Annotated in this window: 18 protein-coding genes; 10 read left to right on the top strand and 8 right to left on the bottom strand. The window is 70.6% G+C overall.

Going from position 1 to position 15,004, the window contains the following annotated elements:
- Nucleotides 1–33 precede the first annotated feature (33 nt).
- Nucleotides 34–183, top strand: coding sequence for a lmo0937 family membrane protein (locus JOD31_RS01795; RefSeq protein WP_204948602.1), 150 nt, complete (start codon nt 34–36; stop codon nt 181–183).
- A 39-nt stretch (nt 184–222) separates the two neighbouring features.
- Complete coding sequence (locus tag JOD31_RS01790) at nt 223–579, top strand: arsenate reductase (RefSeq protein ID WP_204948601.1); 357 nt, start codon at nt 223–225, stop codon at nt 577–579.
- Here JOD31_RS01790 and JOD31_RS01785 read toward each other — a convergent pair.
- Nucleotides 569–1,042, bottom strand: a complete 474-nt coding sequence (locus JOD31_RS01785; protein WP_204948600.1) for a YbaK/EbsC family protein — start codon at nt 1,040–1,042, stop codon at nt 569–571. The genes JOD31_RS01790 and JOD31_RS01785 overlap by 11 nt on opposite strands.
- Before the next feature lie 63 nt (nt 1,043–1,105).
- Nucleotides 1,106–1,528 (bottom strand): L,D-transpeptidase, encoded by a 423-nt coding sequence (locus JOD31_RS01780; RefSeq protein ID WP_204948599.1) that lies wholly within the window; start codon nt 1,526–1,528, stop codon nt 1,106–1,108.
- Between the two features lie 137 nt (nt 1,529–1,665).
- On the opposite strand from JOD31_RS01780, the gene JOD31_RS01775 reads away from it, so the two are divergent.
- The 5 genes from JOD31_RS01775 to JOD31_RS01755 all read left to right on the top strand — a co-directional run bounded on the left by JOD31_RS01775 (nt 1,666) and on the right by JOD31_RS01755 (nt 5,999).
- Nucleotides 1,666–2,235, top strand: a complete 570-nt coding sequence (locus JOD31_RS01775; protein ID WP_204948598.1) for an NnrU family protein — start codon at nt 1,666–1,668, stop codon at nt 2,233–2,235.
- Nucleotides 2,236–2,356: 121 nt separating this feature from the next.
- Nucleotides 2,357–3,022, top strand: a complete 666-nt coding sequence (locus JOD31_RS01770) for a tetratricopeptide repeat protein (RefSeq protein ID WP_204948597.1) — start codon at nt 2,357–2,359, stop codon at nt 3,020–3,022.
- A 67-nt stretch (nt 3,023–3,089) separates the two neighbouring features.
- Nucleotides 3,090–3,314 (top strand): hypothetical protein, encoded by a 225-nt coding sequence (locus JOD31_RS01765; RefSeq protein WP_204948596.1) that lies wholly within the window; start codon nt 3,090–3,092, stop codon nt 3,312–3,314.
- A gap of 80 nt (nt 3,315–3,394) precedes the next feature.
- The gene (gene der / locus JOD31_RS01760; RefSeq protein WP_204948595.1) at nt 3,395–4,762 is read left to right on the top strand and encodes a ribosome biogenesis GTPase Der; all 1,368 of its coding nucleotides are present in this window, start codon (nt 3,395–3,397) and stop codon (nt 4,760–4,762) included.
- A 7-nt stretch (nt 4,763–4,769) separates the two neighbouring features.
- Complete coding sequence (locus JOD31_RS01755; protein WP_204948594.1) at nt 4,770–5,999, top strand: polysaccharide pyruvyl transferase family protein; 1,230 nt, start codon at nt 4,770–4,772, stop codon at nt 5,997–5,999.
- A gap of 14 nt (nt 6,000–6,013) precedes the next feature.
- Here JOD31_RS01755 and JOD31_RS01750 read toward each other — a convergent pair whose 3' ends face one another.
- The 6 genes from JOD31_RS01750 to JOD31_RS01725 form a co-directional block, all read right to left on the bottom strand.
- The gene (locus JOD31_RS01750; protein WP_204948593.1) at nt 6,014–6,979 is read right to left on the bottom strand and encodes a Bug family tripartite tricarboxylate transporter substrate binding protein; all 966 of its coding nucleotides are present in this window, start codon (nt 6,977–6,979) and stop codon (nt 6,014–6,016) included.
- Between the two features lie 98 nt (nt 6,980–7,077).
- Complete coding sequence (locus JOD31_RS01745; protein WP_204948592.1) at nt 7,078–7,812, bottom strand: hypothetical protein; 735 nt, start codon at nt 7,810–7,812, stop codon at nt 7,078–7,080.
- Nucleotides 7,813–7,916: 104 nt separating this feature from the next.
- Nucleotides 7,917–8,792: an ABC transporter permease gene (locus tag JOD31_RS01740; protein WP_428980894.1), complete on the bottom strand. Its 876-nt coding sequence runs from the start codon at nt 8,790–8,792 to the stop codon at nt 7,917–7,919.
- Complete coding sequence (locus JOD31_RS01735) at nt 8,789–9,586, bottom strand: ABC transporter ATP-binding protein (RefSeq protein WP_204948591.1); 798 nt, start codon at nt 9,584–9,586, stop codon at nt 8,789–8,791. The genes JOD31_RS01740 and JOD31_RS01735 overlap by 4 nt, the downstream gene beginning before the upstream one ends.
- Before the next feature lie 207 nt (nt 9,587–9,793).
- Nucleotides 9,794–10,801 carry a PQQ-dependent catabolism-associated beta-propeller protein gene (locus JOD31_RS01730; protein ID WP_204948590.1) on the bottom strand — a complete coding sequence of 336 codons (1,008 nt, stop codon included), beginning with the start codon at nt 10,799–10,801 and terminating at the stop codon, nt 9,794–9,796.
- A gap of 81 nt (nt 10,802–10,882) precedes the next feature.
- The gene (locus JOD31_RS01725; protein WP_204948589.1) at nt 10,883–12,157 is read right to left on the bottom strand and encodes an ABC transporter substrate-binding protein; all 1,275 of its coding nucleotides are present in this window, start codon (nt 12,155–12,157) and stop codon (nt 10,883–10,885) included.
- A gap of 363 nt (nt 12,158–12,520) precedes the next feature.
- Between JOD31_RS01725 and JOD31_RS01720 the strand changes: the two genes are divergently transcribed.
- Genes JOD31_RS01720 through JOD31_RS01710 form a run of 3 tightly spaced genes read left to right on the top strand, consistent with a single transcriptional unit; the run spans nt 12,521 to nt 15,001 of the window.
- Nucleotides 12,521–13,513 (top strand): ABC transporter substrate-binding protein, encoded by a 993-nt coding sequence (locus JOD31_RS01720; RefSeq protein WP_204948588.1) that lies wholly within the window; start codon nt 12,521–12,523, stop codon nt 13,511–13,513.
- Nucleotides 13,514–13,523: 10 nt separating this feature from the next.
- Complete coding sequence (locus JOD31_RS01715; RefSeq protein WP_020185103.1) at nt 13,524–14,273, top strand: ABC transporter permease; 750 nt, start codon at nt 13,524–13,526, stop codon at nt 14,271–14,273.
- Nucleotides 14,261–15,001 (top strand): ABC transporter ATP-binding protein, encoded by a 741-nt coding sequence (locus JOD31_RS01710; protein WP_204948587.1) that lies wholly within the window; start codon nt 14,261–14,263, stop codon nt 14,999–15,001. Before JOD31_RS01715 ends, JOD31_RS01710 begins: the two co-directional genes overlap by 13 nt.
- Nucleotides 15,002–15,004: the final 3 nt, after the last annotated feature.

The raw sequence follows: 15,004 nt of genomic DNA, 5'->3' as shown, positions 1-15,004 counted from the left end.
CCAGCGGCGGCCCCGCTCAGGGAGGCGCCCGCTATGCTTTGGACAATCATCGCCGTTCTCGTCGTTCTCTGGATCCTCGGCTTCGGCGTGTTCCACGTCGCGGGTGGGCTGATCCATCTTCTGCTCGTGGTCGCAGCCGTCGTTCTGGTGCTGCAGCTGATCAACGGGCGCCGCACGATCTGACGGGCGGTCGCCGGGCCGTCCTCTTGATGGGGGAAGGCTATGGCGACGGCGGTCACGATCTACGGCATCAAGGCCTGTGACACGATGAAGAAGGCGCGCGCTTGGCTGGAGGCCGAGGGCGCGCCTTTTCAGTTTCACGACTACAAGACCGCCGGCGCGCCCCGCGCGAAGCTCGAAGCCTGGGCCGCCGAGGTCGGCTGGGAGACGCTGCTCAACCGGGCCGGCACGACGTTCCGCGGGCTGCCGGACGCGGACAAGCAGGGGCTGGACGAGACCAAGGCCCTCGCGTTGATGGAGGCGAAGCCCTCGCTCATCAAGCGCCCGGTGCTCGAGGGCGCGGGCAAGCTGCTGGTCGGCTTCAAGCCGGAGACCTACGCCGCGGCGTTCAGGCGCTGACGGGCGGCTCCGACACGTCGACCCACTCCGCGCCGACGATCTCCGCCATGCGCTCCGGCGCGATGGCGAGCGAGCTCCGCGGCGAACCCGCGGCGGGGATCACCGTATCATAGACCTTCAGCGAGACGTCGCAGTAGACCGGCAGCGGCGTGGCGAGCCCGAACGGGCAGACGCCCCCGACGGGATGGCCCGTCAGCGCCGCGACCTCCTCGAGGCCCAACATCCGCGGCTTCCCGCCGAACGCCGCCTTGGCCTTCCTGTTGTCGAGCCGGACGTCGCCGCGCGTCACGACCAGCAGCACGCGCTCGCCGACCCGCAGCGACAGCGTCTTCGCGATCTGTCCCGGCGCGCAGCCGTGCGCGGCCGCCGCCTCCGGCACGGTCGCCGTGCTGACGTCGTGCTCGACGACCGCGATGTCGGGCGCATGTTCGGCGATGAACGCGCGGACGCTGTCGAGGCTCACGGGGGACGCTCCGGACGACGGGGGAGGGGCGACCCTAGCCGATCCCGCGCCCCGCGCCACCCGTCAGCGGACGATGACCACCCTTGCGTTTCCGAGTCCCCGGGCGCGCACCAGCGCGTAGAAAATCGCCGCGTTCTTCGGATGCAGGCGGACGCAGCCGTGGCTTGCGGGCCGTCCGAGCGAGCGCACGTAGCCGGTCGCGTGGATGGCGTAGCCGCCATAGAAGAACACCGAGTGCGGCATCGGGGACATGTCGTACTTGCGCGAGTACCACATCCGCTCGGTCCGGATCGGCCGCCAGCTTCCGGTCGGGGTGACGAAGCCACGGCGGGCGGTCGAGACCGGCCAGGAATAGGCGAGGGTCCCGTCGACGGTCACGTCCACGCGCTGCTGCGAGAGGCTGACCCTGGCGACCACGGAGGCCTGCGCCGGCGCGCACATGAGAGCGGCCGCGACGGCGACCGCGGCGAACAACGTCCTGACCATGACAGCACACCCCAAAAATGCGCCGCAACCTGCGGTTTTCAGACTGTGGCGTAAATGAGGCGGCCTGTCGAATCGGGTTGGTGGCGTGGGAGGGGCGCCGCCGCTAGGTTCGACCCGTTCCAAACAGGTGGGCGGCGATGGCGATTCTGGTGCTCGGGCTGGCGCTCTTTCTCGGAACGCACCTCTTCACGCGGGCGCGGGGGCCGCGTGCGGCGCTCGTCGCCCGGTTCGGCGAGACCGGATACAAGGGCCTCTACTCGCTGGCGGCCGCCGTGGGGCTCGCGGCGATCATCTACGGCTACGGCCATGCGCCCAACGTCGCGCTCTGGACCCCGCCGGGCTGGACGCGTCACATCCCGATCACGCTGATGTGGCCGGCGTTCGTTCTGCTGGTCGCGGCCTATCTGCCGGGCAAGATCCGGGCGCGGGCCAGGCACCCCATGCTCGCGGCGGTCAAGCTCTGGGCCTTCTCGCATCTCTGCGCCAACGGCGATCTCGCCAGCGTCCTGCTGTTCGGGAGCTTTCTCGCCTATGGCGTGATCGCCCGCATCCTGCTGAAGCGCTACGAGCGCGCCCATGGCGCCCCGGCGCGGGCGGGGTCGTGGCAGAACGACGTGGTGGCGCTCGCGCTCGGCACGGCGCTTTACGCGCTGTTCGGGGCGTTTCTCCACGCCATCCTGATCGGCGTCCCCGCGTTCAACCTGTAAGGCGTCCCCGCGCAAAGCGTTTGCCGCCGCGAGGACGCGCCGCTATGGTGCGCGCCGCGCCGGGGGCGGCTTCGCCCCGCGGCTGCGCGTGCGTTCCCCCGTCAGGATTGCGTAAGGCCAGATGACCGACATTTTCCATGAGGTCCAGGACGACCTCCGCCGCGAGCGCATGAAGGCGCTGTGGGATCGGTTCGGATGGCTGATCGTCTCCGTCGCGGTGCTGATCGTCCTCGGGGTCGGCGGGTGGCGCGGCTACGAATATTACCAGGGCCAGCAGGCCCAGGCCGCCGGAGACCGCTATCAGGCGGCGAGCCGGCTGGCGGCCGAGGGCAAGACCGACGAGGCGCGCGCCGCCTTCGCGAGCCTCGCGGCCGATGGCCCCAAGGGATACCAGGCGCTCGGCCGGCTGCGTGAGGCCGACGTCGCGACGTCCAAGGATCCGGCTGGCGCCCTCAAGATCTATGAGAGCGTGGCGAACGACGGCGGGATCGATTCGCTGCTGCGCGACGCCGCCCGCGTGCGCGGCGCCTACATCGCCGTCGATCACGCCGCGGCCGCGGACGTGCGCCGGCTGGTGGAGCCGCTTGCGGTCGACGCCAGCCCGTGGCGCCATACCGCGCGGGAGCTCATCGGACTCGCGGCCTACAAGGCGAACGACGCCGCCGAGGCCCGCCGCCAGTTCGAGGCGATCGTGGCCGACGCCGAGGCGCCGGCCGGCGCGCGGCAGCGCGCCGACCTGATGCTCGCGGTGCTGCCGCCGGCCCCGCCGGCGCCCGCCGCCAAGTAAGTAAGTTCGTCGAGTGATGCTCCGGCCGGGGGACCACCGCCGGCCAGTTCAAGGGGGATGCCGCTTCGTGACCGACCGTTCGAAACTCGCTCTGCGCCTCGCCGTCGTGGCGGCCCTCGCCGGCTCCGCCGCCGGTTGCGACACGCTCTCCAACATGAACCCCTTCGGCGAGAAGAAGGCTCCGCTGGCGGGCGAGCGTCGCCCCGTCCCCAAGGTCGCGCCGAGCCCGCCGGACACCGTTCCGCAGCCGCTCTCGGCGTTGCCGCTGCCCCCCGTCGCCTCGCTCGCCTGACCGCCTGACGGCCGCCTCCAGGCCGCCGGCGCGGACCAGGCGCCGGATCTGGGGTCTCCACCCAAGAAGGCCGCCGTCACGTGACAGATGCCCCACTGCCCCTGCGTCCCCTGCCGGTCGTCGCCGTCGTCGGCCGGCCGAACGTCGGCAAGTCCACGCTGTTCAACCGGCTCGTCGGCAAGCGCCTCGCGCTCGTCGACGACCGGCCGGGGGTCACGCGCGACCGCCGCGAGGGCGAAGGCCGCCTCGGCGACCTGACGTTCCGCATCGTCGACACCGCGGGCCTCGAGAACGCCGCCGAGGGGTCGCTCGAGGCGCGCATGCGGGCGCAGACGGAAGCGGCGATCGCGGAAGCCGACATCATCCTGTTCATGGTGGACGCCCGCGCGGGCGTGACGGCGGACGACGAGCGCTTCGCCGACGTCGTGCGCCGCGCCATGCGTCCCGTCATCCTGCTCGCCAACAAGGCCGAAGGCCGGGCGGGCGTGGACGGCGCCTACGACTCCTACCGCCTTGGTCTCGGCGACCCGCTGCCGGTCTCGGCCGAACACGCGGAAGGCCTCGGCGACCTCTACGACGCGCTCGCGGCCCTCATGCCCGAGCCGGACGAAGAGGTCGACGAGGCGGAAGGCGAGGGCGCGCCGCTGCGCATCGCCATCGTCGGCCGCCCCAACGCCGGCAAGTCCACGCTGGTGAACCGCCTCGTCGGCTCCGAGCGCATGCTGACCGGCCCGGAGGCCGGCATCACCCGCGACTCCGTCTCGATCGACTGGGAATGGCGCGGCCGTCGCGTGCGGCTCGTCGACACCGCGGGCCTGCGCCGGAAGGCGCGGGTGATCGACAAGCTCGAGAAGCTCTCGGTCGCGGACGCGATCCGCTCGATCAAGTTCGCCGAGGTCGTCGTCGTGCTGCTCGACGCCACGATCCCGTTCGAGAAGCAGGACCTGTCGATCGCCGACCTGGTCACGCGCGAGGGGCGGGCGCTCGTCATCGGCCTGAACAAGTGGGACCTCGTCGAGAACCGCAACGAGCAGCTGAAGGCCCATGGCGAGTCGCTCGAGCGCCTGCTGCCGCAGGTGAAGGGCGTGCCGCTCGTGCCGCTCGCGGGCCAGACCGGCGAGGGCGTGGACCGGCTGATGACGGCGATCATCAAGACCCACGAGGTCTGGAACCGTCGCGTCTCGACCGCCGCGCTCAACCGCTGGCTCGAAGAGGTGCTCGAACGGCATCCGCCGCCCGCGGTCGCCGGCAAGCGCATCAAGCTGCGCTACGCCACCCAGCCCAAGGCGCGGCCGCCGTACTTCGTGATCTTCGGCACCCGCACGGAAGAGCTGCCGGACTCCTACGTCCGCTACCTCACCAATGGCCTGCGGGAAACCTTCGACCTGCCGGGCGTGCCCATCCGCGTCACGTTCCGCCAGCCGGACAATCCGTACGACAAGAAGTGAGCCGTCGGTGTCGAAGCGCACGCGTTCGGAACAGTTTCAGCGCGCGCTGCGGCCGATAACGGAGTTCGTCGAGCGGCGCCGCGTGGCGGCGCCGTCACGGGCCAGCGTCGATCGTCCGGGCCTTCGCGCCGCGGCGTTCGGCTTCTCCACCTACAACATCGGCGACGACATCCAGTCCTACGCCGCGCTCGCCCGCCTGCCGCGGCTCGACGCGCTGATCGCGCGCGACCGGATGGCGATCGAGGAGCTCGACGGTCCCCACCTCGCGATCTTCAACTCGTGGTTCAAGCAGGGGCAGGACTACCGCCTGCCGCATCGCTCCATCGAGCCGGAGCTGTTCGGGTTCGCCCTGGGCGCGGACAAGCTGCTCGCGAGCGAGTGGCGGGGGTGGCTCGCGGCGCGGGGACCGGTGGGCGCGCGGGACGTGGACAGCGTCGGGCTGCTGCGGTCCGCCGGCGTCGCGGCGGACTGGGCCGGCTGCCTCACCCTGTTCATCGGAAAGGGGCTCGCGCCGGTTCCGGCGTCGGAGCGGCGGGGCGTGATGATCGTCGACCTGCCGCAGGAGGCGATCGACGCCCATGTGCCCGCGGGGCTGCGCGACGGCGCAGAGATCATCAGCAACTTCCTTCCCGCCTTGACCCAACCCGATCCGTTGATGCGGTTCGCGACGCTGGCGCGTCTGCTCGAACGGCTGCGGACGGCGGAGCTCGTCATCACCCGCCGGCTGCACGTCGCGTTGCCGTGCGTCGGCTTCGGAACGCCGGTCGTGGCGCTGCCCCACAGCGGCATCAGCAACGCCCGCCGCCGGTTTTCCGGCTTCGACGGCTTCCTGCCGACGGTGTTTCTCGACGACGCGCCGGAGCTCGCGGCGTTCGACTGGTCAGCTCTTCGGCCGTCACGCATTCCAGCCTCGCTCGCGCAGTCCGAAGACGCCCTGGAGGACCGCCTCGCCGCCCGTTTCGGCGCGCGGGCGGCGGCTCTGGTCGCGCCGCTCTACGACGGCGCGCCGTTGACGCTCCGTAATCCCGGGCTCGGCGCCGAGCCCATGACGGTGACCTTGTCCATGCGCGGCCTGCGCCGCGACTGCCGTCCGACGTGGTGGTCCACCGAGAGGATCGAGCTGGACCTGTCGTGGTTCTCCGGCGTCGAACGCTTCATGCTCGACGTGTCCGTGACGGCGCGACGCACCCGCGCCACAGCGCGCGTCGGCGCGCTTCCGGACCTTCTCCTGCGCTGACCGCGCCGCGCCGTTCAGATCAGCCCGGCGTCGCGATAGAGCGCGGCGACGCGGTCGCGCTCCTTCCCGAGGAACGTGGCGTAGGCCTCGCGCTTCAGGTGCAGCGGCAGCCAATGGCGGCGGCCCAGGGCGTTGGCCCAGGCCGGCGTCTCCATCAGCAGGGCGACGGCCTCGGCGATCTGGCCGACGAGGCTCGGATCCATGGTGTTCGGGGCGGCCAGGCCGCGCCAGTCCACCAGCTCGAGGTCGACGCCGCTGTCCCGGAAGGTCGGCGCGTCGAAGCCGTCGACGCGGGCGCCCGCCGAGATCGCGAGCGCGCGCACCGAACCGCCCTTGAGCTGCTGGGCGTAGGCCGGGACCCCGCCTGCGACCACGTCGATCTTGCCCGACATCAGCGCGCGGAACATCTCGCCGGGCTCGTCGATCGCGATGTAGCGCATCGCCTTCGGGTCGAGCTGGTAGGCGCGCGCGAGCGACAGGCAGAGCATATGGCTCGCGCTGCCGAGCTCCCGGCCGGCGAGCAGGACCTTGGAGGGGTCCTGGCGCAGCTTGGCGGAGAGGTCGCCGAGCGTCTGCAGCGGCGACCGCTCCGGCACCAGCAGCACGAGGTGCTCGCCGCAGATCCGCTGCACGGGGACGGTGTCGTCGAGGGTCAGCGCCCGCTTGGCGAGGATGGTGGCCCCAAGCGTGCCGAGGCTCGTGGCGAGCAGCAGCGGCTTCGTCTTGGGCGCGTTGACGAAGCGTTCGAGCCCGGTGAAGCCGCCCTGGCCCGGCGCGTTGGTGACCGCGGCGGTGACGGCGCCGTTCATCTGGTTCAGGCCCTCGGCGAGCGCGCGGGCGACCTGGTCGAGGCTGTCGCCGAGCGCCGCCGGGGCGATGATCTCGAGGTTGAGGGCCGCGCGGGCGGCGCGGGGCAACGCCCCCGCCGCAAGGAGCGCCGCGATGGCGCGGCAGGCCGTCCGGCGGTCGGGAGCAAGCATGGGACGGCCTTGTTGCGCATGCGGCCCCGCGCGACGGCGCGGGGAGGGGCTTTGGTTCTCGCGTCCAGGCGCGCCGCGTCAAGGGCGCGCGGCCGAGATCAGTCCATCCGCGCCTGGATCTCGCGGCCGAGCGTGAAGGCGAGCTGCTCGAGGATCACCGGGCTTTCGCAGACATAGGTCAGGGCCTGCGAGCGCTCGTCGTAGATCCGGGTGTCCCAGTCGCGCTCCTGCTCCTTCTGCTGGAACTCGGGCGAGTTCTGCGTCGCCATGTCCTTGCGCTCGGAGGCGAGCTTGAGGCTCTCCTGCTTGATCTTCTCCGACAGGGTGCGCTGCTTGCGGGCGTAGCGCTCGATGCCGGTCAGGATCGCGGAGCGGGTCGTGTTCAACTCCTCGAAGGCGCCGGCGAACAGCAGCGTCAGCTTGGCGTTCTTCTCCGCCCCGGCCGCCTTCGCGAAGGTGTCGAGCTCGGCGGCGAGCTCCTCGGGCTTGGTGCGGCGGGCGACGATCACCGGGACGAGATCCGCCACGGCCTCGTCCTGCCGCCAGGTCTCGAGCGCCTGCTCGAGCGGAGCGCCGCTCCACATCTGGCCGTAGCTGAGCGCGCCGACCTTCGGCTGGATGCAGGGCCAGTCCGGGTCGGGCGCGGCGCGGCGGTCGCCGCCGGGCTGCGGGGCGCGCGGCGTCGGCGCGGGCAGCGGCGTCTTGGGGCCGTCGGACGCGGGGGCGGCGGACGGGGCCTGCGCGCCCTGGGCGAAGGCCTGCGGGGCGAGGCTCGCGCCCGCGAGCAGCGCCGCGAGCGTCGCGGCGGTCAGGCGGCGAAGCGGAATGGTCATCGGTCGTCTCCCGAAGCGTCCGGCGGTTCGGGGAGCGCGCGACGCGCCCCCTCCGCCTTCTCGTTCTGTGCGGAACTTAAGCGCGAAACCGCGCGCCGCCAGCCTCATTTGGCCGCATCCGGCCCGCCGCGCCGGCCGGTCAGGCCGGCGGAGGGGTCGTAGGCGTAGATTGCGGCGAGCAGGCAGGCGGCGCCGAAGCCCGAGACCACCGCGAGCGAGGTCCACTCCACCTGACCGTAGAGCGCGAAGCGGATCAGCTCGACGGCGTGAGTGAAGGGGTTGTAGCTGCAGATGTGCCAGAGCAGCACGTTCGCCTGCTGGATCCGCCACAGCGGATAGAGCGCGGAGGAGGCGAAGAACATCGGGAAGATCACGAAGTTCATCACGCTCGCGAAGTTCTCGAGCTGCTTGAAGATCGAGGACATCGCGAGCCCCATCGCGCCGAGCATCAGCCCGCTGAGGATCAGCGCCGGCAGCACGGTGAGGTAGCCCCACAGGCTGTCCGGCTGCACCTCCCAGAAATAGGCGACCGCGAGGAAGGCGTAGGCCTGCAGCAGCGACACCGCGACGCCGGCGACAAGCTTGGAGACCAGCAGGAACCAGCGCGGGTAGGGGCTCACCAGCAGGATGCGCATGGCGCCGACCTCGCGGTCGTAGACCATGGACAGCGACGACTGCAGCCCGTTGAACAGCTGGATCATCGCGATCAGCCCGGGCGCGATGTAGACCTCGTAGAGCACGTAGGTCTCGTAGGGCGGAATGATCGACACGCCCAGAGTGGCGCGGAAGCCCGCGGCGAAGATGAACAGCCACACCAGCGGCCGCACCAGCGCCGAGAGGAAACGGCCGCGCTGGTGGACGAAGCGCAGGCTCTCGCGCCAGACGATGCCGCCCATGCAGACGAGGTAGCCGCCGAAGGTCACGTCCCGGGCGGGCAGAGGCTCGCTCAGGGGGGCGGGGGCGCGGTCGACGAGGCTCATGCCGCTGTGTCCGTCTTGTGTTCGGCGGCCTTGTCCCGCCGGTCGGTCTCGGCGACGGCGGCCATGAAGGCGGTCCCGACATCCTCGCTGCCGCCGCGGGCGCGCAGGTCGTCGACCCGGCCCTCCAGCAGCACGCGACCCTTGTGCACCACCACCACGCGGTCGGCGGCCTCGATCTCGTCCACGAGATGGGTCGCCCACAGCACGCCGATGCCGTCGTCGTCGATCAGCCGCCGCACCTCGTCGAGGATCGCCCGCCGCGAGCCGATGTCGAGGCCGACCGTGGGCTCGTCGAGCAGCAGCAGGCCGGGCCCGTGCAGCAGCGCGCGGGCGATCTCGACCCGGCGCATCTGGCCGCCGGAGAGCGCCCGGACCTTCTCCTTCGCGCGCGCCGCGAGCCCCACCCGCTCGAGAACGGCGAGGCTGCGCCGCCGCGCCTCAGACCGGCCGATGCCGTGCAGCGCCGCATGGTAGAGCAGGTTCTGCAGGACGCTCAGCTCCAGGTCGAGCGTGCGCGACTGAAACACGACGCCGAGCCGCGACAGCGCGCGGGTCGGCTGCTGGCGGACGTCATGACCCAGCACCGAGATCGCGCCGCTGCGGTTCTCGTAGAGCCGGGTGATGAGCGAGAACAGCGTGGTCTTGCCAGCGCCGTTCAGCCCCAGCAGGGCGGTGAAGGCGCCGGAGGGCGCCGTGAGGCTGACGTCGTCCAGCGCCTTTTTCGCGCCGAAGGCGTGGGTGACCCCGGAGACGCGCAGCGCTGGCGCGCGCGTCTCGACTGCGATTTCGCTCATGCCGTGTCCGCTTAGCCGTTCGGGTGTTCAGGCCGTCGGTCCGGCGGGCTCGGGGCCCGCGGGCTGGCGGAGGTTAGGGCGCCCGGTTCTCGCAGGAAAACCGGGCGAAGGGATGATAGGTCTCGAAGACGTCGCCGCCCGCCACGTGCGCTCGCCCAGCGTACGGCAGAACTTTGCTGGAAAAGGTGCGTGCTTCGCCGCGGCCCCTCAGGGAACCGCGACCGCGCCCCAGGGCGAACGGCCGACGGTGACCGACTTCGTCACCTTGTCCGACGCCACGTCGACGATCGAAATGTCGTTCGAATTGCCGTTGGTGGTGTAGAGCCGCGACTCGTCGGGCGAGAAGGCGAGCTGCCACACGCGCTGGCCGACCAGCAGGTACTTCTTGATCGCAAAGGTCTCGGTGTCGACCACCGCGACGCGGTTCGCGGGCCCGAGCGCGACGAAAGCGGTCTTGCCGTCCTTCGTGATCTTGACGCCCACCGGCTGGATCGCCTCGGCGGTCACGCCGGGAATCTCGAAGGTGAGCTTCTTGACGATCTGGTGCGTGGCCGGATCGATCACGGACACGGTGCCGCCCACCTCGGCCGAGACCCAGACCTGCTTGTTGTCGGACCGGAACTCGGCGACGCGCGGCCGGCTGTCGACCACGACGTTCTCGACGATCTGGTTGGTCGCCGTGTCGATGAAATGCGCCATGCTCGTCGTCTCGGACGTGTTCACGAGCGTCTTGCCGTCCGGGCTGATGCCCATGCCCTCCGGCTCCACGCCGACGGGCACCTCGGCGAGCTTCTGCCCGGTGTTCACGTCGACGATCGTGACCATGTTGTCGTCTTCGTTGGCGATGTAGAGCGGGTTGCCCGAGGGGTGCAGCACGAAAAGCTCCGGATCGGGGCCGGAGGGCAGGGTCTTCACCAGCTTGTGGGTCGCGCTGTCGTAGACCTCGACGCGGTTGTCGTCGCTCGTGCAGACATAGATCAGCTTGCCGTCCGGGCTCGCGGTGATGCCGCGCGGCCGGCGGCCGGTCTTGATGGTCTCCACCACCTTCAGCGTCGCGCCGTCGACCACCGACATGGTGTGGTCGCGCTCGTTGCTGACGAAGATCTTCTCGGCCGAGGCCGGGCCTGCGAAGGCGAGAAGCGCCGCGGCTGCGGCGCTGGCGGACAGGAGCCGGGCGGTTCGGGAAGGCCTGCGGGGCGGCGCGTCGGTCGTCATGAGGTCTCTCCGGGCGAGGGCGCGAGGTCCGTGCGGCCTGCGCTTCGTGTTCTGGGGCGTGTCGGTCAGGGCTTCAGGCGGTCAGGGCTTGGGCATGCGGCAGGTCGTTTCCGGCCGGTCGTAGCCCATGGTGTCGAGCAGGTTGGTCTGGTGCAGGAAGCCTTCCTGCGGCGAGACCGAGACGAGGGCCGCCGGCTGGGCCAGCAGGATGGGCTGCCGCAGCTGGTTGTCCCAGTCGCGGTAGCTGAAGGACTGCCCCTTGAAGCCGGCGAGCTCGAAGGTCGGTCCGAAGATGAACTCGCGGAGCTTCTTCGGATCGTTGGTCTTGGTGCGGGTCGCGGACTCGCCGATGGTGCGCATGGCGAGCCACATCTGGAAATCGAGCGGGCGCATCACGCGCTTCGACTGCTTGTAGAACCGGTTCTGGAGCTGCGAGGCGCCCCAGTTCTCCAGCGTCGCATGCCAGGTGGTCGGCGTCAGGCCGGCGGTGCCCGCGGTCGGCCGCGGGTCCCAGGTGCGCCAGCCGATCAGCTCGCCGAACTCGCCGAGCTCGTCGGCGATCATCGCGACGTCGTAGGAGACGTTCTGGGTGAACACCGGCACGTCGTTCTGGGCGCTCACGCGGGCGTCGGGCCCGAAGTTCCAGGTCCGCTCCTCGACGATCTTCGCGCCGAACTTCTTCGCGGAGCGCCGGATGTCGTCGGCGTATTTCCGGTCCTCCTCGCGCCGTCCGGTGAGGAGCAGCCAGTTGGTCCAGCGCTTCCAGACCAGATACTGGGCGAGGGCGTCGGTCAGCATCGCGCGGTTCGGCGCGGTATGAAGGACGTTCGCCCGGCAGTCCTTGCCCCGGAGCTCGTCGTCCTGGGCGCCGGCGTTGAACAGGATGACGTCCTTGTCCTTCACCGCGTCGGACATCTTGAGAAGCTGATCGGCCGGCACCGCGAGCACGATGAAGGTCGCGCCCTGGTCCAACAGCCGATTGAACGCAGGCATCGGGTCCTCGCCGAAGGGGACGAGCTCCTCTGCGAGCTGGAAGTCCTGCTTCAGGAAGCGGCCGGTGGTGTTGTTGTCGACGATGCCGAGACGCGCGCCCGCAATGCCGTCGTCCTCGGGCGGAAGCGTCGCGATCGTGTCCCACCACGGGGGCGGCGTCGGAAACTGCCGAAGCACGCCAAACTTGAAGGGCATGGGCGCGGCGGCGGGCTTCGCGGCGGGGGCGGGGGCCGACGGAGCGGGCGTCTCGGCGGGAGCCTGGGCGGAGGCGGAGGGCGCGACGAGGCTCAGCCCGAGCGCGACGACGAGCGCGCGCGCAGCGACGCTCCGCAGGCGGGCGACCGCGGCCTTCGACAGGACCATGCACGAACCTCCCTGCGGGCGGTTGATCCGCCGCATTGTTAGACCGACCATATCGCGCCGCGGTACGCGTTCGGCGCCTGAGCTAGATCGCAACCGGGAACATTTCCACCTGTCCATCCGTAGAAACGCAATATATAAGAAAATAATAAGCTATGACGTTTGCTTGATTAACCTGCATGACGTTGCAACTCTATCCTAAGCTCCAATACCCAGCGTCGGCCGGCTCTGTCGTAATCCGGCGAATGCTGAAGAAACAGAACAGCGCCGCCGCAGCGGCGGCATAGGGAATCCGACCATGCGATTCGTGTCCTCGACGGTTCCGGCCGTCGCCTGCGCAGGGGTCGCGGCGTGACGAACGGCCACATGCCTGCGCTCAGCAGGCGCAGCGCCTTGATCGGCGCCGGCGCTCTCGGCGTCGCGCTCGGGGCGGGGCTCGGGCCCGTTCTGGCTGCCCGGCCGCTGCGTCTCGTCACCTTGAAGTTCGGCACCGTCAACTGGCTGCTCGACACGGTCGCCGCCGAAGGGCTCGACGTCCGCGAGGGCGTGACGCTGCAGCGGACGCAGCTCGCCTCCACCCAGGCGCTCACCGTGGCGCTGCAGGCGAACGACGCCGACCTCGTGGTCAGCGACTGGACCTGGGCGATGCGCCGCCGGGCGGACGGCGAGAAGGTGCAGTTCGCGCCCTACTCCAGCGCGCTCGGGGCGCTCGTCGTCGGCAAGGACTCCACGATCAACGCGCTCGCCGATCTCAAGGGCAAGAAGCTCGGCGTCGCCGGCGGGCCGCTCGACAAGAGCTGGCTGCTGCTGCGCGCCCGGGCCCACGATCTCGTCGGCGGCGACATCGCGACCATGCTGGAGCCGGTGTTCGGCGCGCCGCCGCTGCTCTCCGAACAGCTGCGGCTCGGCCGGATCGACGCCGTGCTGACCTACTGGCAGTTCGCCGCCCGGCTCGACGCGGAGGGCTTCCGCAAGCTGACGGACGTCACCCAGCTGATGGGCGAGCTCGGCGTCACGCCGCCGCCGCCGCTCGTGGGCTTCGTCTGGCGCGAGGAGCTGGCGAACACCGAGCCCAAGGCGCTCTCCGGCTTCTTCCGGGCGGTCGACGCCGCGAACCAGATCCTGAAATCCTCGGACGCCGCCTGGGACCGGCTGAAACCCGCCATGCAGGTGAGTTCCGACGCCGAGTTCACGCGCCTGCGGGAGTACTTCCGCGCCGGCGTGCCCGGCCCCTGGACCGAGGCGCAGCTCGCCTCGTCGAAGAAACTCTACGAACTGCTGGCGGATCTCGGCGGCGCGGACGTGGTCGGCGCCAATCCGCGCTTCGACCCCGCGCTGTTCTGGTCGCCGAAAGCGTAAGGGGCGGTCCTTGGCCTTTGCAGGACGGCTTGGGTGGTCGGCGCTGTCGCTCGGCGTCTTCGTCGCGCTCTGGTGGATCGTGGCGCTCGTCGTCGACAGCCGCCTGCTGCCGGACCCGCCGACGGTGGTCCGGGCGCTGGTCGTCGCGGCGGAAACCGGCGAGCTCATCTTCAACCTGCTGATCACGCTCGCCCGCGTCGCGGCGAGCTTCGCGATCGCCATGCTGATCGGCTCGGCGCTGGGCATCCTGCTCGGCCTGTCGCGCACCGCCGACCGGCTGCTCAGCCCCTGGGTGGTGCTGTTCCTGAACCTGCCGGCGCTGGTCATCATCATCCTGGCCTACGTCTGGTTCGGCCTGAACGAATCCGCCGCCATCCTCGCGGTCGCGATCAACAAGATCCCGAACGTCGCCGTGACCCTCCGGGAGGGGGCGGTGGCGCTGAGCCGGGACCTCGCCGAGATGGCCCGGATCTACCGCTTCGGCCGCTGGAAGACGCTCCGCCACGTCATCCTCCCGCAGCTCGCGCCGTTCTTCGCCGCGGCCGCGCGGTCCGGCCTCGCGCTGGTCTGGAAGATCGTGCTGGTGGTGGAGCTGCTGGGGCGCCCGAACGGCGTCGGCTTCGAACTGCAGAGTTCGTTCCAGCTGTTCGACGTCGCGACCATCCTCGCCTACGCGCTCGCCTTCGGGATGATCGTCCAGGCGATCGAGCTGGGGCTGATCCAGCCCTGGGAGCGGGCCGCCAACAGGTGGCGCCGATGACCGCTGTCTCGATCGAGATCCGCGCCAAGACCTTTCCGGCCGCCGGCGGCGCCCCCGCGCGGCCGCTCTACGCGGACTTCAAACTCGATGTGGCGGATCGCTCGTTTACGGCGCTGCTCGGCCCCTCCGGCCTCGGCAAGACGACCCTGCTGAACCTGATCGCTGGCGTCGACCGCGATTTCGAGGGACGGGTGTCCTTCTCCCGGGAGCAGCCCCGGATCGGGTACGCGTTCCAGAGCCCGCGGCTGCTGCCGTGGCGGACAGTGCTCGAGAACGTTACCCTGCCGTTACCCAAAACAGCCGGAACGTTAACCCGCGCGCGCGGTCTGTTAACCGAGATGGGCCTCGGCGACGCCGCCGACGTCTACCCCGAACGCCTGTCGCTCGGCATGCAGCGCCGCGTCGCGCTCGCCCGCGCCTTCGCGGTGGAGCCCGACCTGCTGCTGATGGACGAGCCCTTCGTCTCCCTCGACGAGGCCAACGCCGACCGCCTGCGCGACCTGCTCGCGGAGCTGATCGCGCGGCGTCCGACCACCGTGGTGTTCGTCACCCACGACAGCCGCGAGGCGGTGCGGCTGGCCGACCGGCTGGTGGTGCTGGCCGGTCCGCCGGTCCGGATCGAGCAGGACGTCGCGGTGACGCTGACGCCCGAGCAGCGCGCCATGCCCGGCGAGATCGACCGGTTTCGTCAGACGGCGCTGGGACTTACGCGCGGCGCGGTGGCTTGAGGC

It is taken from the genome of Methylopila capsulata, assembly GCF_016907975.1.
Lineage (GTDB): Bacteria > Pseudomonadota > Alphaproteobacteria > Rhizobiales > Methylopilaceae > Methylopila > Methylopila capsulata.
The sequence above is the reverse complement of the archived record's forward strand: the minus strand, read 5'-3'. Positions and strand labels throughout refer to the sequence as shown.

Excerpts from the sequence above, each read along its gene's own strand:
- JOD31_RS01795 (WP_204948602.1), top strand. The coding sequence starts at position 34 with ATGCTTTGGACAATCATCGCCGTTCTCGTCGTTCTCTGGATCCTCGGC.
- JOD31_RS01790 (WP_204948601.1), top strand. The coding sequence starts at position 223 with ATGGCGACGGCGGTCACGATCTACGGCATCAAGGCCTGTGACACGATG.
- JOD31_RS01780 (WP_204948599.1), bottom strand. The coding sequence starts at position 1,528 with ATGGTCAGGACGTTGTTCGCCGCGGTCGCCGTCGCGGCCGCTCTCATG.
- JOD31_RS01775 (WP_204948598.1), top strand. The coding sequence starts at position 1,666 with ATGGCGATTCTGGTGCTCGGGCTGGCGCTCTTTCTCGGAACGCACCTC.
- JOD31_RS01770 (WP_204948597.1), top strand. The coding sequence starts at position 2,357 with ATGACCGACATTTTCCATGAGGTCCAGGACGACCTCCGCCGCGAGCGC.
- JOD31_RS01750 (WP_204948593.1), bottom strand. The coding sequence starts at position 6,979 with ATGCTTGCTCCCGACCGCCGGACGGCCTGCCGCGCCATCGCGGCGCTC.
- JOD31_RS01745 (WP_204948592.1), bottom strand. The coding sequence starts at position 7,812 with ATGACCATTCCGCTTCGCCGCCTGACCGCCGCGACGCTCGCGGCGCTG.
- JOD31_RS01740 (WP_428980894.1), bottom strand. The coding sequence starts at position 8,792 with ATGAGCCTCGTCGACCGCGCCCCCGCCCCCCTGAGCGAGCCTCTGCCC.
- JOD31_RS01735 (WP_204948591.1), bottom strand. The coding sequence starts at position 9,586 with ATGAGCGAAATCGCAGTCGAGACGCGCGCGCCAGCGCTGCGCGTCTCC.
- JOD31_RS01730 (WP_204948590.1), bottom strand. The coding sequence starts at position 10,801 with ATGACGACCGACGCGCCGCCCCGCAGGCCTTCCCGAACCGCCCGGCTC.
- JOD31_RS01725 (WP_204948589.1), bottom strand. The coding sequence starts at position 12,157 with ATGGTCCTGTCGAAGGCCGCGGTCGCCCGCCTGCGGAGCGTCGCTGCG.
- JOD31_RS01720 (WP_204948588.1), top strand. The coding sequence starts at position 12,521 with ATGCCTGCGCTCAGCAGGCGCAGCGCCTTGATCGGCGCCGGCGCTCTC.